We start from the raw sequence: 23,766 nt of genomic DNA, 5'->3' as shown, positions 1-23,766 counted from the left end.
CCTACGACTCGGCCCGCCCTCGACCGCACGAACCTAGCGGCCTTGGACCTTGACCAAACACATAGGGGCACCCCCCCCGGGTGAGCCGGGTGGTGCGGGGTCGGGGCACGTGAAGGAGCACGGACGCCTCGATGGGGCCTGACTCTCCTCGTCACGTGCGACGGTGGCGCCATGGACGCTGCCGGTGGCCGAAGGTCCTTGTGTGCGGGGGCTGTTGAGTCCTGGGGTGTGCCCCCTTCGGCGTGGGGTGCCAGAGGACGGAGCAACGAAGGTGGGTGGTGTCCGGAACGGTCCGGACCTGCTTCGAGGGGATCACCACCATGGCTGTACACCAACCCGCACAAGGTAGTTCGGGTTTCCACCTGCCGTCGTTCCGCGGAAAGCACGCTGCCGCGGTGCCCGGGTCGGCCGAGTCGGTGGATGCCGGCACCCGCACTGCGGCGGCTGCCGTCTGGGCCTCGGCCCGCATATTGATGGGGTTCGTCTTTCTGTGGGCGTTCCTCGACAAGACGTTCGGCCTGGGTTACGCCACCACGTCCGGCAAGGGCTGGATCGACGGCGGATCGCCGACGGAAGGGTTCCTGGGGCATGTGGCCGTAGGGCCGATGGAGTCCACGTTCCACGCGTGGGCCGGAGCCGCCTGGGCCGACTGGCTGTTCATGCTGGGTCTTCTGGGCATCGGGATCGCGCTGACCGCCGGAGTGGCGCTGCGCCTGGCGGCGCTGGCGGGCACGGTCATGATGGGCCTGATGTGGGTGGCGGAGTGGCCTCCCGCGAAGCACCTGTCGGACGGGACGGCGAGCATGTCGACGAACCCGTTCGCCGACTACCACGTGATCTATGCGGTGGTGCTGATCGCACTGGCCGCCGTATCCGCCGGTGACTTGTTCGGTCTGGGGCGACTCTGGTCGCGCCTGCCGCTGGTCCGTGACCACAAGTGGCTGCGCTGAAGCCGGCTGGCCGGGCGGGTTCACCCGAGGGCCCGCCCCGCCGGACCGCCGGCAGGGACTGTCGGCCTTTTTCGGGGACCACCGGTCCCTGCTCATCTCAGCCGCCGCAACGGACGCTGAGAAAAGATCGAACGTCACAGGAGGTGGGCAGCATGGCCCGCACGATCATCGTTGGACTCGACGGCTCGCGCGAGAGCCAGGCCGCCGCCGAGTGGGCGGCCCGCGAAGCAGTGATGCGCCGGACTCCGATACGTCTGCTGCACGTGTGGCAGCCGGTACCGGACCCCATGGCCCAGGCACCGCTTCTCGGTGCCGAGACGCACCAGCACTGGACTGAGCGGGTCCCGCGGGAATCCGCCGAGGGCCTGCGGCTGCGCCACCCCGGGGTGCAGGTCACCACCGAGCAGCGCACCGGAACCCCGGCGGAGGCTTTGCTCGACGCTGCGGAAGGCGCGGAGTTGTTGGTTCTCGGCTCGCGCGGCCTCAGCGGGCTTGCGGGCTTCCTGATCGGGTCCGTCGGCCAGTCGGTGGTCGCTCGTGCCGAGGTGCCCGTGATTCTCGTACGAGCGGGCGAACAGGCCGCCGATGAACACGTGCAGGACCCCGCCGGCATTCCGTCGGCCGCCACCGCCTTCCGGCCCGTGGTCCTGGGCCTGGACACCGACAGCCCCCACGACACAGTGATCACCTTCGCGTTCGAGGAGGCACGGCGCCGCAAGGCCCCGCTGAGCGTGGTCACGGGGTGGAAGGTGCCGCCGTACTACTTCTACGCCCTCGCCACCGGCGTCGATCCTCGCGAGGAGTTCACCCGCGAGCGGGCCGCCGAGCTCGCCGAGGTGCTGCTGCCCTGGCGGGAGAAGTACCCGGAGGTCGAGGTGACCGAGACATGCGGGCTCGGCAGCCCCGCGGTCCACCTCGTCGACGCGGCCCAGGACTCCTCGCTCGTCGTGGTCGGCCGCCGCATCCGCCGCAGCCCTCTCGGTGCGCACATCGGCGCCGTCACGCACGCCGTGATGCACCATGCCACCGCCCCCGTCGCCGTCGTCGCACACGACTGACGCAGCCGGCCGGTAAGTACCGAAGGAGCAGACACCATGAAGGCAGCGGTCGTCCGGGCGCTCGGCGAACCACTGGTCATCGAAGACCGTCCCGATCCCGAGCCCGGACCTGGACAGGTGCGCGTCCGCGTCGAAGCGTCCGGTCTGTGCCACACCGACATCCACGCGGCGCACGGCGACTGGCCGGTCAAGCCCGCGCCGCCGTTCGTACCAGGTCACGAGGGCGTCGGCATCGTCGAGAAGCTCGGCGCAGGCGTGACCCACCTCGTCCTCGGCCAACGCGTCGCCGTGCCGTGGCTCGGCAAGGCATGCGGACGCTGCGCCCACTGTCTGTCCGGCTGGGAGACCCTCTGCGAAAGCCAGGTCAACACCGGGTACGGCTGCGACGGCGGGTACGCAGAGAAGATGCTGGCCTGGGCCGATTTCGCCCAGCCCGTGCCCGAGGGTGTCAGCGCCCTGGACGCCGCCCCGCTGACCTGCGCGGGCGTCACCACGTACAAGGCGCTGAAAGTGGCGGACGTCCGGCCCGCTCAGCTCGTCGCCATCTCCGGTGTGGGTGGTCTCGGCCATCTGGCCGTGCAGTACGCGAAGATCGCCGGAGCACGGGTCGCCGCCATCGACGTCACCGACGACAAGCTCGTCCTCGCGAGGGAACTCGGCGCCGACATCGTCATCGACGCGCGCACCCAGGACGTCGGCGCCGAGCTGAGGAGGCACGGCGGCGCCCACGCCGCGCTGGCCCTCGCGGTGCACCCGGCTGCCTTCCAGGCCGTCAACTCCGGTCTGAGGCGCGGCGGGAAACTCGTCATGGTGGCCCTGCCGGCCGACGGCACCCTCCAGCTCCCCATCTTCGACACGGTGCTCAACGGCACTTCGGTGATCGGCTCCATCGTCGGCACCCGTCAGGACCTCGCCGAGGTCTTCCAACTCCATGCCGAGGGCCGCACGAAGGTGATCCGCGAGAGCCGTCCGCTTGCCGCCGTCAATGACTGCATCGACGAGGTTCTTCGCGGTCACGTCAAGGCACGCATCGTGTTCGACCTGACCACAGGAGGCTGAGAATCATGACCCTTCCCATGGTGGTCGGTGTCGACGGCTCCGAGCCGAGCCTGCGGGCCGTCGACTGGGCGGCCGATGAGGCCGCCCTGCACGGGGTCGGCCTGCGGATCGTGCACGCGTACCGCTGGGAACGCTACGAGGGGCCCGCGATCGCTCGCGAGTTGGGCAAGCCGTCCCTGCGCGTGACCGCCGAGGACATCCTTGCCGCGGCCACCCGCCGAGCCCGCCGACGTCACCCGAGCCTGCACATCACTGCCGAAGCGGTGGCGGAGGAAGCGGAATACGTCCTCGTGCACGAAGCCCGCAAAGCCGCGGCGGTGATCGTGGGCACCCGCGGGCGCGGCGAACTCGCCAACCTGCTGCTCGGTTCCGTCAGCCTGACCGTGGCCACGCAGGCGGACTGCCCGGTGGTCGTGGTCCGCGGCACCCAGGACAACCGCGACACCGGCGCCCGGCACGGCCGCGTTGTCGTCGGTGTGGCTGACGCGCCCACCGAGGCCGTGCGCTTCGCCTACGAGGAGGCCCGGCTGCGGGGAGCAATTCTGAGCGCGGTGAGGGCGTGGCGATGCCCCACGCACGACACAGCGGACCACCCGCTGCTCACCGGAACACCAGAGCGCCTGCACGAGGAACGGGCGGCGAACGAACTGGAGGCCGCCTTGGCCGGCGCCCCGGCAGATCTGAAACTGCACCGGCACACGGTCGAGGGACCCGCCCGCCGGGCACTCCTCACCGCGTCGCACGAGGCGGACCTGCTGGTCGTGGGCCGACGCCGCCCCGGGCAGTTCGGACACCGCCTGGGCAGGGTCGCCCACATGGTCCTGAGCCATGCGGCCTGCCCCATCGCGGTCGTTCCCGACACGGCGTGACGCAGCGGGTGCCTCCGGCACCAGAGGAGCGGGTCTTCGCGGGTGAGTACGGCTGGTCGACGCACGGTGGCGCGAGACGGCGAGGTCTGGGTCCGTCCCGGTCCGCGTCCTGGCGAGGGGAGCGCAGACGATGTCGTCGTTCCCTTGCCAGAAGGCACGCGTCAGCACGTCGGCGAAGATGACGGTGCGCGACGCCCTGTAGCCGTACGACTCACTGGGGCGTCAGCGCCTCGTTGAGGTGGCCTGCTGCCTGGCGGAGAGATCTGGCGGCTCGGTGAGAATGTCGAATGTGCGGGCAAGGCCGGTGCAGCGCAGGATGCGCAGGAAACGCGCGTCCTGCGAGACGAGACGCAGCCTGCCCCGCCGGGAGTTCACCCGGTTTCTTGTGCGGCACAGCAGCCCCAGGCCGCTGCAGTCGATGAAGGAGACGGTCCTCAGGTCAAGGACCACATCGGGACACTCTGCCGCGGTCACGCGGTCAAGCCATGCCTTCAGGGAGGGGGGCGTGAGAACGACCATCGGGCCGCCCAGCCGAACCACGGTGGTGCCACCCTCGGCGTGCTCTGAGCAGGAGCACGCAGGAATGTTGAGGAGTGTGTGAATGAGCCGAGCAAAGCGGGCGGCGAGCCGTGACCGCGAGGGCCGGTTGGGGTAGTGCCAGGACTGGAAGGCCGCGTGCGCCGTCCCTTTCGGCCCGGCGGGTGCCGCCGATGACGCGGGTCCGAGCAGCCCGTGCGGCACAGACGCTATGGCCGGCAGAGCCCAGTCAGGGCTGCGATCGCCCGACGCAGCCGGGGGATTCAGGCCGCGTTCGGCGAGCAATCGTCAAGCGCTGTGGGCCCGTTGGCGTCCGGTCACTGTGCTCGCTCTGCCGCGAGCAGCTCGCCGAGGCGCTGCGTGGCGAACGAGATCAGCGGCTTCACCGGGATCAGCCGACAGGAGGCTTCACCGACCGTGACCTCGGCGATTCCGGCCTGTTGCTCGAATTCACGGCCGATGGTGGGGAAGTGGGTGCCGTTGTCGTTGCCCACGTCGAGCGCCTCGACCCATACGCGCTCGCCGTCCAGTTCCCGGGGGAAGCGGCGGACCTTCAAGCGTGGGTTCGGGGTGAGGGACTCGGCGTGGTGCAGGAAGGAGTTGCGGTCATGGCCGACGCCCACCAGGAGGATGTGGCCGCCGAGGTCATGGATGCGCGCGAACGGCGAGGTGCGGCCGAGCGCGAACCCGAGTGTCTGCCGGCTGGTGATGTCCTCGGCTCGGGCTCCCACTGCTGCGACGGACGCCTGCGGGTGGGCGCTGCGCACACTCTCCGGAAGCATCCGCACCGCCTCGGGGATTGCTCCCATGCTGGTGGTTTCCAAGCCGCGATGGAACAGGGGCACTGCGGCGCGGCGCGCGATGACGTCGGGGGCGGGGATCCCGGAATGATCGGGGTCCGGGTCGGCGACCTGCCAGGTGAACGCGGGAACGACGAGTGTTCCCGCGGGCCCGAGCGCCGTGCGCAGGCTGTCGACCACGGTGGCGGCGCCGCCGTCGACGCGGCCGAGGCTCCCCAGCGAGGCGTGCACGATCACGGTCATGCCCTCGTCCAGTCCCACTTTGCGCCAGCCCTCGACCAGGTCGACGGTCGTCAGACCGATGTCGCTCGGTGCGGTCGCGCTCATGCTGATGTTCTCCGTGGTGCCAGGCGTTGCGTCGAGCGAAACCTATTACGGGTGTGGTGGGTGGCCCGAGGTCGGGCCCAAGGTCACGGGAGGGCAATCCGTGGTGCCTCGGGGCCCAACGGCCCAAGACCGGGGACCAGTGGTGTCTGGCCCCTCGCCTCACTCCACCACCACCCTGGCACCAGACCCCCCGAACAGGAGGTGGACACCATGTCCCGCAACATCACCGTGGGCTTCGACGGCTCGCCAGAGAGCCGCGCTGCTTCCGAGTGGGCCGCCCGCGAGGCGAAGCTGCGTGACCTGCCGCTACGACTGGTCCACGTGTGCGAACCGGTCCCCGCCCTCGTGGCGCTCTCACCGTTTCTGGGCGCCGGGACGCACGCCGAGAGGAGCGAACGGATTGCGAGGGAGGCCGCTGAGGGCCTCCGTCTAGGCCACCCCGACGTTCATGTGGACGCGGACCAGATGCGCGGGCTGCCTGTGGACGCGCTGGCGGAGGCAGCCGAGGAGGCCGAGCTGCTCGTCCTCGGCTCGCGTGGGCTGAGCGGCATCGCCGGGTTCCTGGTCGGATCTGTGAGCACGGCCGTCATCAGCCGCATCGATGTCCCCGTCGTCCTCGTGCGGGCAGGGGAGCACTCCGAAGGTGAACACGGGGACACCGCCGGCATCTCGACCACTGCCCCCGGGCACCTGCCTGTTGTGCTCGGTCTTGACACGGGCCACCCCGACGAGAAGGTGATCTCCTTTGCCTTCGAGGAAGCCGCCCGTCGCGGCACCAGGCTGACGGTCGTCCATGGCTGGAGCCTTCCGCCCTACTTCGCCTACGGTCTGCCCGTCGACCTCGAGCTCAACGCGGAACTGGGGCGGCAGGACGCCGCAGAGCTGGCCGCAGTGCTGAGTCCCTGGCGGGAGAAGTACCCGGACGTCGAGGTCGTGGAGGAGTCTAGGCCCGGCAGTCCTGCCGACCAGATCGTCGACGCCGCCCGGGACGCATCTCTTGTCGTTGTGGGCCGCAAGGTCCGCCGTAGTCGGATCGGCTTCCAAGCCGGGCCGGTCACGTATGCGGTACTGCACCACGCCACCCCTCCCGTCGCCGTGGTCGCGCATGACTGAACGCCTGTGATCGTGCTGCGCCGGCAGCCACGACCACCAGGCTGCGGTTACGTTGAGGGCGTGGACGAACTCGCTCTCCTCAAGCTCTCCCAAGGACCCGTCACCCGCACCCGGCTCGTACGCGACCTCGGCGCGCTCGGGCTGCGCGCCGGCGACGTCGTCATGTTCCATACGCGGCTGTCGGCCCTCGGATACGTCACTGGCGGCGCGCAGACGGTCATCGACGCCCTGTGCGAAGTCGTCGGTGACCAGGGCACGTTGATGGTGACGTGCGGCTGGAACGACGCACCGCCGTACGAGTGGACCACCTGGCCTCCCGAGTGGCAGGAGGCGGTCCGCACCGAGCACCCGGCCTTCGACCCGGAGCGTTCCGAGGCCGACCACTCCTACGGACGGCTGCCCGAAGCGCTGCGCCGCCGGCCGGGCGCGGTCCGCAGCCGCCACCCCGACGCGAGCTTCGCGGCCCTCGGTGCGGCGGCACACCGTCTCATGGACGACCACCCGTGGGACGACCCGCACGGCCCGGACACCCCGCTCGCGCGCCTGGTCGAACTCGGCGGAAAGGTCCTGATGTTGGGCGCTCCGCTGGACACGCTGACCGTGCTGCACCACGCGGAGGCGCTGGCGGACGCGCCCGGCAAGCGGTTCGTGGACTACGAGCAGCCGGTCGAGGTCGACGGCCGGCGGGTCTGGCGTCGCTTCCACGACATCGACTCGGCCGAAGGCGCCTTCGACTACGTGCCCGTGGTCGGCGACGAGATCGACTCCTTCGAAGTCATCGCCCGTGACTTCCTGGCGGCCGGTGGCGGCACGGAGGGGCAGGTGGCAGCGGCCGCGAGCCATCTGTTCGACGCCCGGGAGCTGGTGGAGTTCGGGGTGCGCTGGCTGGAGGAGAAGCTGCGGCGGTGACCCGGTCCGGTGGTCCACCGAGGGACGGAAGAGCAAGCTGCCAGGGTGATGAACCTCCGGTTAACGGGGTGCGGAGCGACCTGCGCGGCTTTACTGAGGTGATGACGAACAAGCGCAGCGCGGGCCTGCTGCTGCACCGCAGCACGGCGGGGCGCACCGAGGTCCTCCTGGGGCACATGGGCGGCCCTTTCTGGGCCCGGCGCGATGACGGCGCATGGTCCATTCCCAAAGGCGAGTACGAGCCCGACGAGGCGCCGATGGACGCCGCCCGCCGAGAGTTCGAGGAGGAGCTCGGTGTGCCGCCGCCGACGGGACCGTACGAGCCCCTGGGAGAAACCCAGCAGCCGAACGGCAAGGTCGTCACGGTCTGGGCCGTCGGCGCGGATCTCGACCCGGACCGCATCGTGCCCGGCACCTTCTCGATGGAGTGGCCCAAGGGCTCGGGCCGTATGCAGGAGTTCCCCGAGATCGACAAGGTCGCCTGGTGGTCCCTCGACGAGGCGGAGGCCAAGCTGGTGAAGGGGCAGGTCGTCTTCCTGACCCGCCTCCAGGAGCTGCTCAGCCGATAGCGCGGCGACTCTCGGTCGATCGCGGGACGAACTGCGGGGCGCGCTGCCCGAGCGGCAGCGCGCCCTCGCTGCGTCAGGCCGGGTCCAGCCGGAAGACGCTGCCGCCCTGCGCGAGCACATACAGCTCGCCGTCGCAGCCCTCTGCGAACGAGATGACCTCGCCGCCGCTGACGCCGAGCTCACCGACGCCCGTGACCTTGCCGTTCTCCATCTGCAGCGTGCGCAGAGTGCCGTCGCAGTAGTCGCTGAACACGTACTGCCCGCGCAGCGCCGCGATCGCGTCGCCCCGGTAGACGTATCCGCCGGTCACGGAGCAGCCGAGACCGGTGCGGTCGTACTCGTGGACCGGCGGCACATGGTTCGCCGGCTCCGTCCCGCCGCGGAACGGATGCGTGCCTTCCATCTGCGACCAGCCGTAGTTGTCCCCGCCCTTGCTGCTCGCCGGGGCCCAGTCGATCTCCTCCCAGTCGCTCTGCCCGACATCGCCGATCAACAGATCGCCCCGGTCCGCGTCGAAGGAGAACCGCCACGGATTGCGCAGCCCGTACGCCCAGATCTCGTCCCTGGCGTCCGGGTCGTCCACGAACGGGTTGTCGGCGGGGATCGCGTACGGCGTGCCGCCGCGGGGGTCGATCCGCAGCAGCTTGCCGAGCAGGGTGTTGAGGTTCTGCCCGTTGCCGTGCGGGTCGCCGCCCGAGCCTCCGTCGCCGAGCGCGATGTACAGATAGCCGTCGGGTCCGAACCGGATGTCGCCGCCGTTGTGGTTCGCGTACGGCTGGGTCTGGGTGAGGACGGTGCGCCGCGAGTCCGCTTTGATCCGGCCCTTCTGCACGGAGAACTCGTCGACGGTGCTGGTGCCTTCGAGATCCGTGTACGAGATGTAGAAGTGCGTGTATCCGGGGCTGAACGCGATGCCGAGCAGACCGCGTTCGCCGTCGGTGGTGGTCTCGGCGGAGATGTCGAGCACGGGTCTGCCGAGGCCTTGCCTGCTCAGGACTCTTACGGTCCCTGCGCGTTCGGCGACCCAGAGGGTGCCGCCGGGCCCTGGGGTGCCGGCGATCGGATTCTGGGCGGTGGCGACCTTGGTGAGGGCGACCTGGGGTGCCTGCGCGGCGGACTGTTCTTGTACGGATGCGGCGGGCGGGGCGGCTTCCTGGGCAGAGGCCGTGGTCAGGGCGAGCGAAGCGGCGAGGCACAAGGCGCCGGTGATCGCCGAGGTTCTGGTGCGAAGGTTCACCGTGATCCTCCTGGAGGCAGCACGCAACGTGGGTGGGGGGATCGTGCTCCTGGCCACCGCTGAGGATACGGGCATCGCGCCTATTGGTATAGACCAAGAGGGTGTCCGGCCTGAGGCGCGGACGCGATGGGGAAAATCGACCAGTGATGGTGGATCCTGTCCCACGCATTCACCTGGCGGCCCGGCATAGCGTCGGGCCATGCCGATGCAACCCTGGTTCCCCGACGCCAAGTTGGGCATCTTCGTCCATTACGGAATCTATGCCGTCGACGGCGTCCCCGAGTCCTGGTCGTTCTACACCGGGCAGGTGCCGCACGAGCAGTACATGAAGCAGCTGGACGGATTCACCGCCTCCGCGTACGACCCCGAGGCCTGGGCCGATCTGTTCGCCCGCGCGGGTGCCCGGTACGCGGTGCTCACCGCACGTCATCACGACGGCGTGGCCCTGTGGGACACCGCGCAGCCGCACCTGAACGTCGCCGAACACACCCCGGCGGGACGCGATCTGGTCGGTCCCTACGCCGACGCGCTGCGCGCACGCGGCCTCAAGGTGGGCCTGTACTACTCGCACTCCGACTGGAACCACCCCGACTACGCGAGCGTGATCCACCCGGAGCCGCCCAACGACGAAGTGTGTACCAACCGCTTCGTCTCACCGCCCGCCGGCGCCGAGAATCCCGAGGCCTGGGCCCGCTATGTCGCCTACCGCAATGCCCAGGTGGGCGAGCTGGTCGAGCGCTACCGGCCCGACCTGCTCTGGTTCGACGGCGAGTGGGAACGCAGTGAGGAACAGTGGAGAATGGGGGAGCTCGCCGAGCAGATCCTCGCCGCCAACCCGCAGACCGTGCTCAACGCCCGCATGCTCAGCCACGGCGACTACGCCACGCCGGAGCAGGGCGTACCGCTCCAAGCGCCCGACGGTCCCTGGGAGTTGTGCCTCACGGTCAACGACTCCTGGGGGTTCCAGGCCCATGACGACCGCCACAAGTCGGTGCGCCAGCTGATCCGCATCTTCACCGAGACCATCTCGATGGGCGGCAACCTCCTGCTCGATGTGGGACCGCGCGAGGACGGCACGATCCTCGCCGAACAGGCCGAGCGCCTCGAAGGGCTCGGCGCCTGGATCGACCGGCACAGCGAGGCCGTGTACGGGACGGTCGCGGGGCTGCCCGCCGGTCACCACTACGGTCCGAGCACTCTCTCGGCCGACCGTCGCACCCTGTATCTGATCTGCTTCGACGCACCGCGCGAGACCGTGTGCGTACGGGGTCTGCGCAACCCCATCCGGCGCGTCAGCGTCCTGGGCACCGGAACTGAGCTCGGCCACACGGTGACCGGAGGCCTCGGCGAGGTGCCGGGCCTGCAGTGGATCGACGCACCCGCCGCACGCGACCTCGATCCGTATGCGACGGTCCTGGCCGTCGAGCTCGAAGGTGAACTCGACCTGTACCGCGGGACAGGCCGTACCTGACGCGGCTGCGGTGGAAATGGACCACCGCACCCGGCGACACGCGACGGGCTCACCTCGGGCAGATCACGAACACTTCGTCGGCGACGACGAGTTCCGCTCGTTCTGCCCGAGGTGCAGCCGCGTCAGGTCCGGCCGGCCGTGAGGGTCACTTCACGACGACCGCCCACCGGGTGTCGCTGATACCGGTACGGATGTGCAGCAGCGCCGTGCCCGCCGTCTGCGTCGACGCGATGGTCAGGGGCAGAGAGGTGCTCCAACTGGCGCCGGGGGCAAGGGCGGGCACGTTCCAGTACTGCCAGCTGCCCTCGAACTCGACGGGGAGTTCGACCTCTGCACCGGCAGCGGCGAGGGCTGATGGAAGGAGGTGCCTGCGACGGCGCACGGGTGTCTGTGACGGCACCGCAAGCGCCCGCGACGTCACCGCAGATGCCTACGGCCGGTACCGCAACGGATGATCCGCAGGTACCTCCACCACAGCGATCCGCACTCCGTCCGGATCGGCGAGCCACATCTCCACCAGACCCCAGGGCTCCCGCCTCGGCTCCCGCAGCACCTCCACCCCCTTGGCGCGGAGTTCCTCGTACGCGGCCGTGGCGTCGGCGACCTGGATCCACAGCTGCATCCCGGGCGCGGGCGGGGCCTCCGAGCGTCCCGAGACCTCCAGGAATCCGCCGCCGAGGAAGTACACCGTGCCGCGCTCCGGGCCGGTGCCGAACTCGCGGTAGATCTGCAGACCCAGAGCCTCGCCGTAGAAGGCGCGGCTGCGTTCAGGATCGGTGGGACGCAGGAGCACGCGGCTGCTCAATACATGGACCATGCTCGTCGAGGCTAGCGGGCCCGGGTTACGCTCACGCCCGACCCCGCACGACGTGAACCCCCGAAAGGCGCAGCCGATGGACGCCCGCCCCGCCGCCGGTGAACTCACCTTCCGCGATGCCACGCTGGAGGACGTCGTCGCGCTCGTCGCGCTCGTCGAGTCCTCGTACCGGGGCGACGCGAGCCGAGCCGGCTGGACGACGGAAGCGGATCTTCTCGAAGGGCAGCGCACCGACCCCGACGGGGTGCGGGACGTCATCGAGACCGAGGGCAGCCGGCTGGTCGTCGCCCACCGGGACGGCGAGCTGGTGGCCTGCTGCCAGCTCGAGAACCGGGGCGACGCCGCGTACTTCGGCATGTTCTCCGTACGCCCCGGTCTCCAGGGCGGTGGCCTCGGCAAGGCCGTGCTCGCCGAGGCGGAGCGCTTCGCCCGCCAGGAGTGGCGGGTGCGCGAGATGCATATGACGGTGATCGCCCAGCGCGAGGACCTGATCGCCTGGTACGAGCGGCGCGGCTATCGCCGTACGGGCAAGTTCACCCCGTTCCCGTACGGCGATGAGCGCTTCGGCGTGCCGCGCCGACCGGACCTGAAGTTCGAGCTCCTGGTGAAGGAACTCGCCTGAGGGCCCGCATGGGAGGGCTCAGGCGGTGAAGCGGCCCGTGCGCTTGATCTCCGGGTAGTCCGTCGTCGCGCCGTCGAGCTCCAGGGCGCGGACCAGACGCAGATGGTCCTGGGTGTTGACCACCCAGCCGATCACCCGCAGATCCGCCTTGCGGGCCAGCTCCACCGTCTCCAGCGTCAGACGGCGGATGTTGAGCGCGACCGACTGCGCGCCGACCGCGACCGCGCGTTCCACCACATCGGGGCCGAAGCGGCTGGCGATGAGGACCGTGCGGACGCCCGGCACCAGCTTGGTGATCTCCGCGACCGCCTCGTCGTGGAACGAGCTGACCTCGACGCGCCCGACCAGGTCCCGCCGGTGCATCACCTCGGCGAGCGCCCGCGCGGCGGCGGCATCCTTGATCTCGGCCTGCAGCGGGGCCTGGACCGAGTCGAGCACCTCCTCGAAGACGGGGATGCGCTCGCCCTTGCCCGCGTCGAGTTCGCGCAGTTCGGCCAGGGTCTTCTCGGCGATCGGGCCCTTGCCGTCCGTGGTGCGGTCCACGTCGGCGTCGTGCATGACCACCAGCGCGCCGTCCTTGCTCAGATGCAGATCGAGCTCGATGGCATCGAGGCCCGCGCGCTGTGCGGCGATGAAGGAGCGGAGAGTGTTCTCGGGTTCCGCACCCATGATTCCGCGATGACCGATGGTGACGAAGTTCAAGGTTCACTCGCTTCCGTCGACGGGCGGCTCTCAAGCAGTCTGTGACTGCCCGCGTGGCTGCGGTCCCACGCCCCACACGGCAGCCCGCAGCCTAACCGGCCGCTCCGGAGATGGCCCCGTACGCGCGCGGCGAAACGGAGGCGTCCGCTCGGGCTCCGGCGATGCCCAGGATCAGGCCGGTGATCACGGCGGCGACAAGAACGGCACGGGTACTCACGGTGGCTGCACTCCGACGGACAGTGAGGGCGGGGTTCCCTGTCCTAGCGGTACGACGCCCCGCGCGGCGAATCCGTGTCACCCGCGCGTGGGCGATTCCCTGTTGACTTGACGCCGCGGGCGGTTGATTCGACGCCGCGAGCGCATCCGGGTCCTACGAGGGCAGTTCGTCCAGATCGATGAGCATCGCCTCGGCCAGTTCGAGCTCGGATCTGAGGCGGCGTTCGGTCCACCGCAGGGCTATCTGCGGATGCGCCCAGGCCTCGACCCCCTCGGCCTGCGCGCTCGCGTCGAGCACCTCCTTCAACTCGCCCTTGGTGCGGGCGATGTGCTCCATCACGAGCTCCCGCAGATGGTCCTGCGAGGTCAGGTGTCCGAGCCAGACCCGAAGGAGCAACGGATGCTTGAGCACCGCAGCGCCCGCGTCCCGCGCGGAGCCGGCCCAGTCCGCGAGTGCTGCGCGGCCGCTGTCCGTGATCGCGTACGTGCGTTTCGTGCGGGGCTCCTCGGGTCCCGAGCGCCGCGAGGTCACGTATCCCAGGGACTCCAGGCGCCGTAGTTCCGCGTAGATCTGGCTGATGGCGGGGGACCAGTAGAAGAACCTCAGCGAGGCGTCGGCCCATTTCTTCAGCTCGTATCCCGTCCGCTCGCCCGGGAACGAGAGCAGCCCGAGCACGGCCCACGCGGTCGGCGGCAGGGCGCGGTCCGCCGGGGGCGGCGCGGAGGAGTGCTGATCAGCCATGCGCGCATTCAAGAGGGACGGCACGGCGGATGCAATGCCTGTGCCGTATCCCTTGCGACTTCGAGATCTGACGGCTAGTCATATAGCTATTAGGCATACGACATCGGTGTCCCGTCCAGGGCCCAACTCCCAGGAGGAACCGTGAAGTTCTCCGTGATCTTCGAGGCCCAGCTGGCCGATCCCACCGTGGAGCGCGAGCACCAGGTGATCCGCGACTGCGTGGAACAGGCCGTCTACGCCGAGGAGATGGGCTTCGACCGGATATGGGCCGTGGAGCACCACTCCCTCAAGTGGTATGCGCACATGAGCGCCCCGGAGATCTTCCTGACCTGGGTCGCGGCGCGCACGAGCACCATCCGTATCGGACATGGCGTGGTCTGCATGCCGTTCAACTTCAACCACCCCGCCCGGGTCGCCGAACGCGCCGCGATGCTCGATCTGCTCTCGGGCGGCCGGCTCGACCTCGGCGCCGGCCGCGGTGGCACCGAACAGGAGACCTCGCTGTGCGGCGTCGACAAGAACCGCACCACGCAGGAGGTCGAGGAGGCGCTGAGGATCATCGGCAAGGCCTGGCAGGAGGACGAACTCGAGTACCACGGCGAGCTGATCGACATCGATCCCCACCCGATCCTGCCCCGCCCGCAGCAGACCCCGCACCCTCCGCTCTTCCTCGCGTGCAGCCGCACCGACACCCTGCGCCAGGCCGCCGAACTCGGCATCGGGGCCCTGGTGATGGGTTTCGCGGGACCGGAGTCCATCAAGGAGATGCGTCAGGCATACGACGCGGCGGTGGCGGGCCGCGAGGGAGAACGCTTCGTCTCTTCTGTCGTCAACGACCACTTCTCCGTACTGTGTCCGACGATCGTGCTCGACGACCGCGAGACGGCACAGCGGATCGGCATCCGCGGGCAGCGGTTCTTCGCCCAGTCGATCGGCCACTGGTACGGGGGAGCGGGCATCCCGGACGAGGCCGTGGTCGACGGCGCCGACGAAGCCGCGGCGATGCGCGAAGCCGCCGAGCAGGTCGTGGCACGGCTGCACGAGCACCACATCCCGGTACGCCCCACCGCCACGGCCACGTTCAACGCGGACCACGCCTACGGCACTGCCGACGACGCCATCGCCTACGTCGAACAGCTCCGCGACGCGGGCGCCGACGAGATCATGTGCCTGATCCAGATGGGCACGGTGCCGCAGGAAGCCTGCATGGAGACCATCCGGCAGTGGGGCGAGAAGGTCATCCCGCACTTCCGCGACGAGCGGCGCGCGCAGCGCCCGGAGGAGAGCCGATGAGCACCGAAGCCGATCCTCTGTCCGTTCCGGGGCAGGACCGACTGACGCCCGAGGCCCGCGCCCTGGCCGATCTGATCACCGCCGTCTTCCCGGATATCGGGGGAGCGGTCACCGACGCGGCCGAGGCCCGCGGCATCCTGGCCGCGCACCCGCGGCCCCCGTGGGATCCGCCGGCGGTCGGCTCCGTCGAGGACCGCACGATCCCGGGCCCGCAGGGCGCACCGGAGATACCCGTACGCGTCTATCTGCCCGACCCGGTCGAGGCGCCGGGGCCCCGGCCGACCGTCGTCTTCTTCCATGGCGGCGGGTTCGTGGTCTGCGACCTCGACACGCACGACGGGACCGCGCGCGGCATCTGCCGCGGAGCGGGCGCGGCCGTGGTCTCGGTGGACTACCGGCTCGCGCCCGAGCACCCCTTCCCGGCGGCCGTCGACGACGCGTACGCCGCCCTGCTGTGGGCGGCCGCGCATGTGGCCGAACTCGGCGGCGACCCGGACGCGCTGGTCGTCGCCGGCGACAGTGCGGGCGGCAACCTCTCCGCCGTCACTGCGCAGACCGCCCGTGACCGCGGCGGACCCGCCCTGGCGCTGCAGGTCCTGGTGTACCCGGTGGTGGACATGTCGCGTGCGTGGCCCTCACACGAGACGAACGGCACCGGATATTTCCTCACCCGATCCCATATGCGGTGGTTCGAGGAGCAGTACATCGGCGCGGTCGCACCCGCCGACCGGACCGATCCGCGCATCTCGCCGCTCCGCGGCGACCTCGCAGACCTGCCGCCCGCGCACATCGTGACCGCGGGCTGCGACCCGCTCTGCGACGAGGGGCTCGCCTACGCCGAGGCGCTGCGCACGGCGGGCGTGGCGGTGACGGAGGGGCACTTTCCCCAGGCGTTCCATGGGTTCTTCGGGTTCGGCGAGGTGCTCGACGACGCCCGTACCGCACTGGCGGGCGTCGTCACCGCGATCGCCTCGACGGTGAAGGACAGGAAGAATTCCGGTGATGATGGGGGTGGCGCAGGATAATTTCCCGAGTCCCCCCTTGTGGTGGAGAACCTCGCATGCATACGGTGTCTTTACGCGAGGTTCTCCCGTGGAGGAAGTGGCATGACGGAAATTCTTGTGCAGGACGCAATCGGGGGAGCTGTTCCTCCCGCGGACCGGGTGGTGAACCACCCGGCCTGGCCCATGCTCAAGGATGCGGTGGAGACGCTCAGGGTCTGGCAGTCCGCGGACGGTTCGGTGGACTTCGAGGCCGAGGGCGCGCCCTCGCGCGGCGAGGTCAACGCCCAGGTGGAGCGGATCGTTTCGGGCGTCGAGCAGCTCGCTCCGATGCTGCCGCACGATGCCGCGTATCTCACCGCGCTCACCGGCGACCTGCGCCGCTGGGTCGCCGACGGCTGCCAAGTGCCGGACTTCCTGGACTCGTTGCTGGCCTTCCAGCCCGCGGCGCACCGCGCCGACGGCCTTCAGCACCTGGTCGTCTTCCCGATGTACACGCAGAACGGCAACCCGGACCGCAACTTCGAGGCCGTCGTCCTGAAGATGGTCTGGCCGGAGTGGCTCGCCGAGCTCGAGCGCACCCGTTATGACAACCCGCTGTTCTGCGGCATTACCTTCGAGGACTTCACCTCGGGTTACGACACCAACTCCGCGGTCCTGTTCCCGGAGACCATCGCTGTGCGCGAGGCCCCCGAGCGCTTCAGCTGGGGCGGCATCTTCTGCGACCGCGAGGCCGCCCGCTTCCGCCGGGTCACCGAGGCCGCTGTCGGCATCCTCGGCCTCGAACTGCCCGCGGACATCCAGGAGATGATCGGCGACCAGGGACGCTGCGAGGAGGCCTTCGTCCTGTGGGACATGGTCCACGACCGCACCCACAGCCACGGAGACCTGCCCTTCGACCCGTTCATGATCAAGCAGCGCCAGCCGTTCTGGATGTACGGCCTGGAGGAGCTGCGCTGCGACCTCACCGCCTTCAAGGAGGCCGTGAAGCTGGAGGCCGAGGGCGTTCCGCAGGCACGTGACGTGCAGTTCGCGGTGCTCTTCGACCGGATGTTCCGCTTCCCGGTGACCGGCGAGCGCGTGCGCAACTACGACGGCCTCGGCGGCCAGCTGCTCTTCGCCTACCTCCACCAGCACGACGTGGTGCGCTGGACGGACAACAAGCTGCACATCGACTGGCAGCGCGCGCCCCAGATCACCAACCAGCTGTGCGGCGAGATCGAGGACCTCTACCGGGCCGGCATCGACCGCCCGAAGCTGGTCCACTGGTTCGCCGCGTACGAGCTGGTCTCGCGCTATCTGTCGCCGCACCCGGGCTCGCGCTGGGCCAAGGGTCCGGAGGCGCTCGACACCAGCCTGCCGCCGCGCAAGCTCGTCGACGAGGTGCTGCCGGACGAGTTTCCGCTGAGCATGTTCTATGAGGCGCTGTCCAAGAAGCTCAAGAATGTGATCGCCTCGACCAAGGGGATCACGGCGGAGAACGCTGAGCGGGTGGCCGCGTGAGCCATCGGTCGGAATTGAGGGTCATGACCGGTAACGGTCGGCCGGAGGTGAGGGCCATGAACGGGAACGGAACGCTGAACGGCGCCGTGATCGCCGTAGCGGGAGCCGCCGGAGCAGCCGGGCGCGCCGCCCTGCTGCGCCTGGCCGAGGCGGGCGCGATCGTGGTGGCCTCGGACGCCGACGCCTCCCGGCTCGCGGAGGCCGTGGACGCCGCGCGCTATGCGCACGGCGGCGCCACGGTCACCGGCGACACGGTCGACCTGCTCGACCTCGACGCGGCCAAGGACTGGGCCGCGCGCACCGAGAAGGAGTTCGGCCGGATCGACGGCCTGGTGCACCTGGTCGGCGGCTGGCGGGGCAGCTCCTCGTTCATGGAGACCGACCTCGAGGACTGGAAGTTCCTCGACCAGCTCCTGATCCGCACCGTGCAGCACACCTCGCTCGCCTTCCACGACGGACTGCTGCGCAGCGACTTCGGCCGCTATGTGCTGATCAGCGCTGCGGGTGCCAGCAAGCCCACCGCGGGCAACGCAGCCTATGCCGCCGCCAAGGCGGCCGCCGAGGCCTGGACGCTGGCCCTCGGCGACGCCTTCCGCAAGGCGGGGGGCGAGAACGGCCCCTCGGCCGCGGCTGTCATCCTGATCGTGAAGGCGTTGGTGCACGACGCGATGCGCGCCGAGCGCCCGAACGCGAAGTTCGCGGGCTTCACGGACGTCAAGGAGCTGGCCGAGGCCATCGCCGGAGTCTGGGAGCGGCCCGCCCCGGAAGTGAACGGAAAGCGCCTGTGGCTGACCGAGCAGCCGTGAACCCGACGCAGAAGACCGACGCGAAGCGCCACCACGACCCCGAGGTACGCGGCTTCGCGAGCGACAACTACGCGGGCGCCCACCCGGAGATCCTGGCCGCCCTCGCCGTCGCCAACGGCGGGCACCAGATCGCCTACGGCGAGGACGACTACACCGCGCACCTGCAGCAGCTGATCCGCGCGCACTTCGGCGCGAGTGCCGAGGCCTTCCCGGTGTTCAACGGCACGGGCGCCAATGTCACGGCGCTGCAGGCGCTCACCGACCGCTGGGGCGCGGTGATCTGCGCGGAGAGCGCGCACATCAACGTCGACGAGGGCGGGGCGCCCGAGCGGGTCGGCTCCATCAAGCTGCTCACCGTGCCGACGCCCGACGGCAAGCTCACCCCCGAGCTGATCGACCGCCAGGCGTTCGGCTGGGACGACGAGCACCGGGCGATGCCGCAGGTCGTCTCGATCACGCAGAACACCGAACTGGGCACCGTCTACACGCCCGAGGAGATCCGCGCGATCTGCGACCACGCCCACGAGCGGGGCATGAAGGTGCATCTCGACGGTGCCCGGATAGCCAACGCGGCGGCCTCGCTGGACGTCCCGCTGCGCACGTTCACCTCGCGCGCCGGAGTCGACATCCTGTCGTTCGGCGGCACGAAGAACGGCATGCTCTTCGGCGAGGCGGTCGTGGTCCTCAATCCGGACGCGGTCAGCCATATGAAGCATCTGCGCAAGCTGTCCATGCAGCTCGCCTCCAAGATGCGCTTCGTCTCGGTGCAGTTGGAGGCCCTGCTCGCCAAGGACCTGTGGCTGCGCAACGCCCGCCACTCCAACGAGATGGCCCAGCGCCTGGCCGAGGGCGTGCGCTCCGTGCACGGCGTCGAGATCCTGCACGAGGTCCAGGCCAACGCGGTGTTCGCGCGGCTCCCGCACGACGTCAGCCGCCGCCTGATGGAGCGCTACCGCTTCTACTTCTGGGACGAGGCCGCCGGCGACGTCCGCTGGATGTGCTCGTTCGACACCACCGAGGACGACGTGGACTCCTTCCTCGCCGCCCTCAAGGAGGAGATGGCGCGCTAAGGCGCCTCTCTCGGATCACGCCAGGGGTGCGGCCCCCCTGACACCGGCTCGCAGCTCAGCTTCCGGCGGGGAGCCGGGCTGCGAGCCGGTCGGCTGCGGTACGGGGCTCGCGGCCGAGGAGTTCCGTCAGGAGGGGGTCCGCGTCGGCGAAGTAGCCGGCGCGGGCCGCCTCGTACCAGGCGAGCATGAACCGGGCCATCTGCTCCGGCACGCCGTTCGCGATCCGGTCGGCGACCCACTGTTCGTCGTCCAGGACGATGCGCTCGACCGTACGGCCCGTGAGGCCGGAGGCGATCTCGGCGAAGTCGTCGAAGGTGAGGGCGGTCGGCGCGGTGAGCTGGACCGGTCCGTCGAAGGAGCGGTCCCCGGCGAGGACGACCGCCGTGGCCTCGGCGATGTCGGCACGGTCGGTACACGGGACGGGACCGTCTTCCGGTTGAGCGATCACGCCCGTCCGCTGCCATGGGCCGAGCACCTGATCGAGTGGCCCGTAGGCGCCGTTGCGCAGCGCGGTCCAGGCGACGCCGGAGTCGGCGAGCATCGCCTCGGTGGCGATGTGGATGTCCGACGGCCGGTACGGGTTCCCGGGGACGGCGCCCTGCTGGCTGGTGTAGAGGATCCGCCGGACACCGGCCGCGACCGCCGCTTCGACGGCATGGCGATGCAGGGCCACCATGTCGGCGGCCGGGTCGTTGCCGGATACCAGAAGGACCTGCTCGGCGCCGGCGAAGGACTCATCGACGGCCGATGCGAGAACCGGCGGCCGGCAGGGAAAGGTGGGGTGAGGGGTATGGCCGATGCGGCGCCTTCGGGATCCCGGCTGCGCGCCGATGCCCGGCGCAACTCCGAACAGATCCGCGCTGCCGCGATCGGCGCCTTCCAGGGGCGGGGTCTGACGGTTCCGCTGGAGGAGGTCGCGAAGGCGGCAGGGGTGAGCACGGCCACGATCTTCAACCGGTTCGGCGGGCGGATCGGCCTCATCGAGGCCGTCATCCAACAAGTCGTCGCGCGTGAGCTGTTCGCCTTCATCGACCACGCACGAACCATCGATGACATCGGCGAACGGATCGCGTACTACCTCACCGCGATCCGCGACCTCCAGTACCGCCAGCCCGCCTTCAACGACGTCCTGCTGCAGACCTATCCGTACTCGGAACAGCTCATGGAGATCTGCCGGGCCGGAAGCCGGGCCAACGAAGAGTTCGTCGCGGTGGCGCGGGCCTCCGGTGTGCTGCGGCCGGAGTTCACGCCGGGCGACCTCCAAGCGCTCGTTGTCGACAACGCCCTCGCCCTGAAGCATGGTGAGCGGCCTTCCCGGGACGACTACGACCGCCGCACCATGTACCTCCTGGACGGAATCCGTCCCAGCCCCAGCCGTGCATAAGTATTCCACAGACAGTAAAAACATTGACCCGTGTCCGTTCGCATACCTATGCTCGCGTGCCATGCAGCTGATCCAGCAAAACCCTGACCTCTCTGCGTACTTGGCAGCGGACGGCGTCATCGATCACCATCATCCGCTCGTACGGGAGACCGCGGCGCGCCTCGCGAAAGATGTTTCCGATTCATACTCATACGCTCAAGCGGCCTTCGAGTTCGTACGCGACACCATTCCGCACTCCGCCGACAGCGGGGACATGCGCGTCACCTGGCGGGCGTCCGATGTTCTGGAGCAGGGCACCGGCATCTGTCATGCGAAGGCCCACGCGCTGACCGCGCTGCTGCGGGCCGAGGGCATTCCGACGGCCCTCTGCTATCAGCGCCTTTCCTATGACGCCGGTACGGGCTGGTGCGTCCATGGCCTGGTCGCCGTCCGCTTCCGTGGGGCGTGGCACCGGCAGGATCCGCGCGGGAACAAGCCGGGCATCGACGCCCAGTTCTCGCTCGACGGTGAGCGGCTGGCCTGGGTTCCCGACCCGGAGTCCAGTGAGGTGGACTATCCGGTACTGTTTGATGTACCGCACCGGGCGGTACTCGACCTTCTGCGCAGTGCCCCGGACCGCCCGTACCTGTGGGAGAACCTTCCGGACTCGCTCACTCTCTAAGGCAGGCCATGCCCGTCCAGCTCACCGTCGCCGACGATGTCCGCGCGCTCGCGCCCGGCTTCCATCACGTCGCCATCGAGGCGTACGGCCTCGTCAACACGCCCAGTACGGAAGCGAGTTCGGCGCTCCTCGACGAGGCCACGCGGCGGCTCGCCGAGCGCCTCGACGGGCGCGCGCCGCACGAGGACCCGCACATGGTGGACTGGCGCGCGGTCTACACCGCCTTCGGCGCCAAGCCGAACCGCACCAGGAACTCCGCGGAGGCGCTGGCCAAGAGGGCGCTCAGCGAGGCGGGGCTGCCCCGGATCAACACACTCGTCGATGTCTACAACGCGATCAGCGTGGCCCATCTGATCCCGCTCGGCGGCGAGGACCTGGACCGTATCCAGGGCGGAATGCGGCTGATCCGGGCGACCGGCACCGAGGACTTCGTGACCGTCGCCGCGGGCGAGCAGGTCGTGGACCACCCGGAGCCGGGCGAGGTCGTCTGGTGTGACGACGAGGGCGTGACCTGCCGCCGCTGGAACTGGCGCCAGGGCCCGCGCACCTGCCTGGACGACACCTCGACGAACGCCTTGTTCCTCCTGGAGGGCATGGGCGAGCACGCGGGCCTCGAAGCGGCGGGCGCCGAACTGGCCGAACTTCTGGAGAAGTTCATCCCCGGGGCCCAGATCTCGGTCCGAGCCCCGGAGTAGCGGAAAGCGTCTCAGCCGGCCTCGGCCTCGCGCGCCTGCGCGGGCGCTGGGGCCGTGCCGCCGAGGTGCGCGGGCACCCACCAGGTGTCGTCCGCGCCCTTGGGCCGTACGGGATATGCGCGCTGGGCCGCTTCGAGGAGCTCCTGGACGCGATCCTTGAGCCGACGGGTGATCGCGCCGGCGAACTGGTCCTTGGGGGCCTCGATCGGCTCGCCCACGCGGATCGTCACGGGGATGTGCGAACGCTTGAAGTTACGCGGCCGTCCCTTGGTCCACACCCGCTGCGTACCCCACAGCGCGACCGGGATCAGCGGGACGCCCGCCTCCTGCGCCATGCGCGCGGCACCCGACTTGAAGCTCTTCAGGGTGAACGAGGTCGAGATCGTCGCCTCGGGGAACACTCCGATGATCTCGCCCTTGCGCAGCGAGTCCAGGGCGTGCGCGTAGGCCAGCTCTCCCCGCGAGCGGTCGACCGGAATGTGCTTCATCCCGCGCATCAGCGGACCGGAGATCTTGTGGCGGAACACCGAGTCCTTCGCCATGAACCGCACCAGACGCTTCTGCGGGCGCGCCGCGAGCCCCGCGAACACGAAGTCCATGTAGCTGATGTGGTTGCTGACCAGGACAGCCCCACCCGTACGCGGAATGTGCTCCGCGCCCTTGAGGTCGATCTTCAGATCCAGCGCCTTGAACATGGTCAGTGCTGCACCGATGACCGGGCGGTAGACGAGTTCTGCCATGGGTGAGGAAGACCCTTCCGTTGGCCTGGGACGGGGTCTCCCGGGCTCCAAGTTACGCGCCCGTAGGTTTCAGGGCTTGGCGAGATCGTGCCCCATGCCGACCCGAACAGCCACCCTGAACGCCCCGGGTGGCGAGAGATTCTCATCACGTACGCAAGCGGAACTCTCGCCGTACACCGGCAAAGACCCTTCGGAGCGCGCTGCGCGGGGCCGGGAATCATTCCGGTCCCACGAGCGCTGCACCTTGAGAAGTGCCCTCACGACGGCAGGAGAAACACGGTGCAGCCAGGCGCGACGGCGCTCACGGAGCAGGAGTTGGGGAGCGAGTTGGGGGAGCGGGCCACGCTCGTTCAGTTCTCCAGCGCGTTCTGCCAGCCGTGCCGTGCGACCCGGCGGGTGCTCGCCGATGTCGCCGCGATGGTCGAAGGGGTCGGTCATATCGAGATCGACGCCGAGGACCATCTCGAGCTGATGCGCCGCCTGGAGATCGACCGCACGCCGACCGTGCTGGTCCTCGACGCCGGGGGCCGGGTCGTACGGCGGGCCAGTGGCCAGCCGCGCAAGGCCGATGTGATCGCCGCGCTCGGGGCGGCGGTGTGACGGCCCCGGGCGAGC

28 protein-coding genes are annotated in these 23,766 nt (G+C 69.8%); 18 read left to right on the top strand and 10 right to left on the bottom strand.

Annotated features, from left to right (window positions below; translation table 11 throughout):
• Window positions 1–320 precede the first annotated feature (320 nt).
• From H9Y04_RS26250 to H9Y04_RS26235, 4 genes are all read left to right on the top strand, one after another.
• Window positions 321–950 carry a DoxX family membrane protein gene (locus H9Y04_RS26250; RefSeq protein ID WP_187816467.1) on the top strand — a complete coding sequence of 210 codons (630 nt, stop codon included), beginning with the start codon at window positions 321–323 and terminating at the stop codon, window positions 948–950.
• Between the two features lie 152 nt (window positions 951–1,102).
• The gene (locus H9Y04_RS26245) at window positions 1,103–2,008 is read left to right on the top strand and encodes a universal stress protein (RefSeq protein ID WP_187816466.1); all 906 of its coding nucleotides are present in this window, start codon (window positions 1,103–1,105) and stop codon (window positions 2,006–2,008) included.
• Between the two features lie 36 nt (window positions 2,009–2,044).
• Complete coding sequence (locus tag H9Y04_RS26240) at window positions 2,045–3,067, top strand: zinc-dependent alcohol dehydrogenase (protein WP_187816465.1); 1,023 nt, start codon at window positions 2,045–2,047, stop codon at window positions 3,065–3,067.
• 5 nt (window positions 3,068–3,072) lie between these two features.
• On the top strand, window positions 3,073–3,936 hold the full coding sequence (locus H9Y04_RS26235) for a universal stress protein (RefSeq protein ID WP_187816464.1): 864 nt from the start codon (window positions 3,073–3,075) through the stop codon (window positions 3,934–3,936).
• A gap of 222 nt (window positions 3,937–4,158) precedes the next feature.
• Here H9Y04_RS26235 and H9Y04_RS47805 read toward each other — a convergent pair whose 3' ends face one another.
• Together H9Y04_RS47805 and H9Y04_RS26225 are read right to left on the bottom strand one after the other, a co-directional pair.
• Complete coding sequence (locus tag H9Y04_RS47805) at window positions 4,159–4,677, bottom strand: STAS domain-containing protein (RefSeq protein WP_308801107.1); 519 nt, start codon at window positions 4,675–4,677, stop codon at window positions 4,159–4,161.
• Between the two features lie 113 nt (window positions 4,678–4,790).
• The gene (locus tag H9Y04_RS26225; RefSeq protein WP_187816463.1) at window positions 4,791–5,600 is read right to left on the bottom strand and encodes an AAC(3) family N-acetyltransferase; all 810 of its coding nucleotides are present in this window, start codon (window positions 5,598–5,600) and stop codon (window positions 4,791–4,793) included.
• A 210-nt stretch (window positions 5,601–5,810) separates the two neighbouring features.
• Between H9Y04_RS26225 and H9Y04_RS26220 the strand changes: the two genes are divergently transcribed.
• The 3 genes from H9Y04_RS26220 to H9Y04_RS26210 all read left to right on the top strand — a co-directional run bounded on the left by H9Y04_RS26220 (window position 5,811) and on the right by H9Y04_RS26210 (window position 8,191).
• A complete protein-coding gene (locus H9Y04_RS26220) occupies window positions 5,811–6,713 on the top strand; it encodes a universal stress protein (RefSeq protein WP_187816462.1) in 903 nt (300 codons plus the stop codon).
• Between the two features lie 60 nt (window positions 6,714–6,773).
• Window positions 6,774–7,622 carry an aminoglycoside 3-N-acetyltransferase gene (gene aac(3), locus H9Y04_RS26215; protein WP_187816461.1) on the top strand — a complete coding sequence of 283 codons (849 nt, stop codon included), beginning with the start codon at window positions 6,774–6,776 and terminating at the stop codon, window positions 7,620–7,622.
• Between the two features lie 101 nt (window positions 7,623–7,723).
• Window positions 7,724–8,191 carry an NUDIX hydrolase gene (locus H9Y04_RS26210; protein WP_187816460.1) on the top strand — a complete coding sequence of 156 codons (468 nt, stop codon included), beginning with the start codon at window positions 7,724–7,726 and terminating at the stop codon, window positions 8,189–8,191.
• Between the two features lie 73 nt (window positions 8,192–8,264).
• On the opposite strand, the gene H9Y04_RS26205 is transcribed toward H9Y04_RS26210, so the two are convergent.
• Window positions 8,265–9,428, bottom strand: a complete 1,164-nt coding sequence (locus tag H9Y04_RS26205) for a PQQ-dependent sugar dehydrogenase (RefSeq protein WP_187816459.1) — start codon at window positions 9,426–9,428, stop codon at window positions 8,265–8,267.
• 199 nt (window positions 9,429–9,627) lie between these two features.
• Between H9Y04_RS26205 and H9Y04_RS26200 the strand changes: the two genes are divergently transcribed.
• Window positions 9,628–10,899, top strand: a complete 1,272-nt coding sequence (locus H9Y04_RS26200; RefSeq protein ID WP_187816458.1) for an alpha-L-fucosidase — start codon at window positions 9,628–9,630, stop codon at window positions 10,897–10,899.
• Window positions 10,900–11,044: 145 nt separating this feature from the next.
• Here H9Y04_RS26200 and H9Y04_RS26195 read toward each other — a convergent pair whose 3' ends face one another.
• Together H9Y04_RS26195 and H9Y04_RS26190 are read right to left on the bottom strand one after the other, a co-directional pair.
• Window positions 11,045–11,281, bottom strand: coding sequence for a hypothetical protein (locus H9Y04_RS26195; RefSeq protein ID WP_187816457.1), 237 nt, complete (start codon window positions 11,279–11,281; stop codon window positions 11,045–11,047).
• A 48-nt stretch (window positions 11,282–11,329) separates the two neighbouring features.
• Window positions 11,330–11,716 carry a VOC family protein gene (locus tag H9Y04_RS26190; protein ID WP_187816456.1) on the bottom strand — a complete coding sequence of 129 codons (387 nt, stop codon included), beginning with the start codon at window positions 11,714–11,716 and terminating at the stop codon, window positions 11,330–11,332.
• A gap of 76 nt (window positions 11,717–11,792) precedes the next feature.
• Here H9Y04_RS26190 and H9Y04_RS26185 point away from each other — a divergent pair, with 76 nt between their 5' ends.
• Window positions 11,793–12,338: a GNAT family N-acetyltransferase gene (locus H9Y04_RS26185; protein WP_187816518.1), complete on the top strand. Its 546-nt coding sequence runs from the start codon at window positions 11,793–11,795 to the stop codon at window positions 12,336–12,338.
• Between the two features lie 18 nt (window positions 12,339–12,356).
• Here H9Y04_RS26185 and H9Y04_RS26180 read toward each other — a convergent pair whose 3' ends face one another.
• The 3 genes from H9Y04_RS26180 to H9Y04_RS26175 all read right to left on the bottom strand — a co-directional run bounded on the left by H9Y04_RS26180 (window position 12,357) and on the right by H9Y04_RS26175 (window position 13,998).
• Window positions 12,357–13,040, bottom strand: coding sequence for a glycerophosphodiester phosphodiesterase (locus tag H9Y04_RS26180; RefSeq protein ID WP_187816455.1), 684 nt, complete (start codon window positions 13,038–13,040; stop codon window positions 12,357–12,359).
• 91 nt (window positions 13,041–13,131) lie between these two features.
• Window positions 13,132–13,257: a hypothetical protein gene (locus H9Y04_RS47555; RefSeq protein ID WP_268980507.1), complete on the bottom strand. Its 126-nt coding sequence runs from the start codon at window positions 13,255–13,257 to the stop codon at window positions 13,132–13,134.
• A gap of 153 nt (window positions 13,258–13,410) precedes the next feature.
• Window positions 13,411–13,998, bottom strand: coding sequence for a PadR family transcriptional regulator (locus H9Y04_RS26175; RefSeq protein WP_187816454.1), 588 nt, complete (start codon window positions 13,996–13,998; stop codon window positions 13,411–13,413).
• Window positions 13,999–14,139: 141 nt separating this feature from the next.
• Between H9Y04_RS26175 and H9Y04_RS26170 the strand changes: the two genes are divergently transcribed.
• The 5 genes from H9Y04_RS26170 to H9Y04_RS26150 all read left to right on the top strand — a co-directional run bounded on the left by H9Y04_RS26170 (window position 14,140) and on the right by H9Y04_RS26150 (window position 19,671).
• Complete coding sequence (locus tag H9Y04_RS26170; RefSeq protein WP_187816453.1) at window positions 14,140–15,291, top strand: LLM class flavin-dependent oxidoreductase; 1,152 nt, start codon at window positions 14,140–14,142, stop codon at window positions 15,289–15,291.
• Entirely contained in the window at window positions 15,288–16,316 is a 1,029-nt protein-coding gene (gene lipP1, locus H9Y04_RS26165; protein ID WP_187816452.1) for a LipP1 family hormone-sensitive lipase, read from the top strand. The genes H9Y04_RS26170 and lipP1 overlap by 4 nt, the downstream gene beginning before the upstream one ends.
• Before the next feature lie 81 nt (window positions 16,317–16,397).
• Window positions 16,398–17,795, top strand: coding sequence for a DUF6421 family protein (locus H9Y04_RS26160; protein WP_187816451.1), 1,398 nt, complete (start codon window positions 16,398–16,400; stop codon window positions 17,793–17,795).
• Window positions 17,796–17,851: 56 nt separating this feature from the next.
• Window positions 17,852–18,601: an SDR family NAD(P)-dependent oxidoreductase gene (locus H9Y04_RS26155; RefSeq protein WP_187816450.1), complete on the top strand. Its 750-nt coding sequence runs from the start codon at window positions 17,852–17,854 to the stop codon at window positions 18,599–18,601.
• Window positions 18,598–19,671, top strand: a complete 1,074-nt coding sequence (locus H9Y04_RS26150) for a threonine aldolase family protein (protein WP_187816517.1) — start codon at window positions 18,598–18,600, stop codon at window positions 19,669–19,671. Before H9Y04_RS26155 ends, H9Y04_RS26150 begins: the two co-directional genes overlap by 4 nt.
• A 55-nt stretch (window positions 19,672–19,726) precedes the next feature.
• On the opposite strand, the gene H9Y04_RS26145 is transcribed toward H9Y04_RS26150, so the two are convergent.
• The gene (locus H9Y04_RS26145; protein WP_308801106.1) at window positions 19,727–20,470 is read right to left on the bottom strand and encodes an NmrA family NAD(P)-binding protein; all 744 of its coding nucleotides are present in this window, start codon (window positions 20,468–20,470) and stop codon (window positions 19,727–19,729) included.
• Here H9Y04_RS26145 and H9Y04_RS26140 point away from each other — a divergent pair.
• The 3 genes from H9Y04_RS26140 (at window position 20,462) to H9Y04_RS26130 (ending at window position 22,411) form a co-directional block, all read left to right on the top strand.
• Window positions 20,462–21,055, top strand: a complete 594-nt coding sequence (locus tag H9Y04_RS26140) for a TetR/AcrR family transcriptional regulator (RefSeq protein WP_187816449.1) — start codon at window positions 20,462–20,464, stop codon at window positions 21,053–21,055. The genes H9Y04_RS26145 and H9Y04_RS26140 overlap by 9 nt on opposite strands.
• 61 nt (window positions 21,056–21,116) lie before the next feature.
• Complete coding sequence (locus tag H9Y04_RS26135; protein WP_187816448.1) at window positions 21,117–21,716, top strand: transglutaminase-like domain-containing protein; 600 nt, start codon at window positions 21,117–21,119, stop codon at window positions 21,714–21,716.
• An 8-nt stretch (window positions 21,717–21,724) separates the two neighbouring features.
• A complete protein-coding gene (locus tag H9Y04_RS26130) occupies window positions 21,725–22,411 on the top strand; it encodes a B3/B4 domain-containing protein (RefSeq protein ID WP_187816447.1) in 687 nt (228 codons plus the stop codon).
• Window positions 22,412–22,422: 11 nt separating this feature from the next.
• Here the strand turns inward: H9Y04_RS26130 and H9Y04_RS26125 are convergent, their stop codons facing one another.
• Complete coding sequence (locus H9Y04_RS26125; RefSeq protein ID WP_187816446.1) at window positions 22,423–23,151, bottom strand: lysophospholipid acyltransferase family protein; 729 nt, start codon at window positions 23,149–23,151, stop codon at window positions 22,423–22,425.
• A gap of 279 nt (window positions 23,152–23,430) precedes the next feature.
• On the opposite strand from H9Y04_RS26125, the gene H9Y04_RS26120 reads away from it, so the two are divergent.
• Window positions 23,431–23,751, top strand: coding sequence for a TlpA family protein disulfide reductase (locus H9Y04_RS26120; RefSeq protein ID WP_187816445.1), 321 nt, complete (start codon window positions 23,431–23,433; stop codon window positions 23,749–23,751).
• Window positions 23,752–23,766: the final 15 nt, after the last annotated feature.

Origin of the sequence: Streptomyces polyasparticus, assembly GCF_014493765.1 — a bacterium.
GTDB lineage: Bacteria > Actinomycetota > Actinomycetes > Streptomycetales > Streptomycetaceae > Streptomyces > Streptomyces polyasparticus.
The sequence above is the reverse complement of the archived record's forward strand: the minus strand, read 5'-3'. Positions and strand labels throughout refer to the sequence as shown.

Coding starts and splice junctions, on each gene's coding strand:
- H9Y04_RS26135 (WP_187816448.1), top strand. CDS start 21,117: ATGCAGCTGATCCAGCAAAACCCTGACCTCTCTGCGTACTTGGCAGCG.
- H9Y04_RS26245 (WP_187816466.1), top strand. CDS start 1,103: ATGGCCCGCACGATCATCGTTGGACTCGACGGCTCGCGCGAGAGCCAG.
- H9Y04_RS26140 (WP_187816449.1), top strand. CDS start 20,462: ATGGCCGATGCGGCGCCTTCGGGATCCCGGCTGCGCGCCGATGCCCGG.
- H9Y04_RS26235 (WP_187816464.1), top strand. CDS start 3,073: ATGACCCTTCCCATGGTGGTCGGTGTCGACGGCTCCGAGCCGAGCCTG.
- H9Y04_RS26160 (WP_187816451.1), top strand. CDS start 16,398: ATGACGGAAATTCTTGTGCAGGACGCAATCGGGGGAGCTGTTCCTCCC.
- H9Y04_RS26125 (WP_187816446.1), bottom strand. CDS start 23,151: ATGGCAGAACTCGTCTACCGCCCGGTCATCGGTGCAGCACTGACCATG.
- H9Y04_RS26220 (WP_187816462.1), top strand. CDS start 5,811: ATGTCCCGCAACATCACCGTGGGCTTCGACGGCTCGCCAGAGAGCCGC.
- H9Y04_RS26225 (WP_187816463.1), bottom strand. CDS start 5,600: ATGAGCGCGACCGCACCGAGCGACATCGGTCTGACGACCGTCGACCTG.
- H9Y04_RS26250 (WP_187816467.1), top strand. CDS start 321: ATGGCTGTACACCAACCCGCACAAGGTAGTTCGGGTTTCCACCTGCCG.
- H9Y04_RS26155 (WP_187816450.1), top strand. CDS start 17,852: ATGAACGGGAACGGAACGCTGAACGGCGCCGTGATCGCCGTAGCGGGA.
- H9Y04_RS26185 (WP_187816518.1), top strand. CDS start 11,793: ATGGACGCCCGCCCCGCCGCCGGTGAACTCACCTTCCGCGATGCCACG.
- H9Y04_RS26210 (WP_187816460.1), top strand. CDS start 7,724: ATGACGAACAAGCGCAGCGCGGGCCTGCTGCTGCACCGCAGCACGGCG.
- H9Y04_RS26130 (WP_187816447.1), top strand. CDS start 21,725: ATGCCCGTCCAGCTCACCGTCGCCGACGATGTCCGCGCGCTCGCGCCC.
- H9Y04_RS26240 (WP_187816465.1), top strand. CDS start 2,045: ATGAAGGCAGCGGTCGTCCGGGCGCTCGGCGAACCACTGGTCATCGAA.
- H9Y04_RS26190 (WP_187816456.1), bottom strand. CDS start 11,716: ATGGTCCATGTATTGAGCAGCCGCGTGCTCCTGCGTCCCACCGATCCT.
- lipP1 (WP_187816452.1), top strand. CDS start 15,288: ATGAGCACCGAAGCCGATCCTCTGTCCGTTCCGGGGCAGGACCGACTG.
- H9Y04_RS26200 (WP_187816458.1), top strand. CDS start 9,628: ATGCCGATGCAACCCTGGTTCCCCGACGCCAAGTTGGGCATCTTCGTC.
- H9Y04_RS26175 (WP_187816454.1), bottom strand. CDS start 13,998: ATGGCTGATCAGCACTCCTCCGCGCCGCCCCCGGCGGACCGCGCCCTG.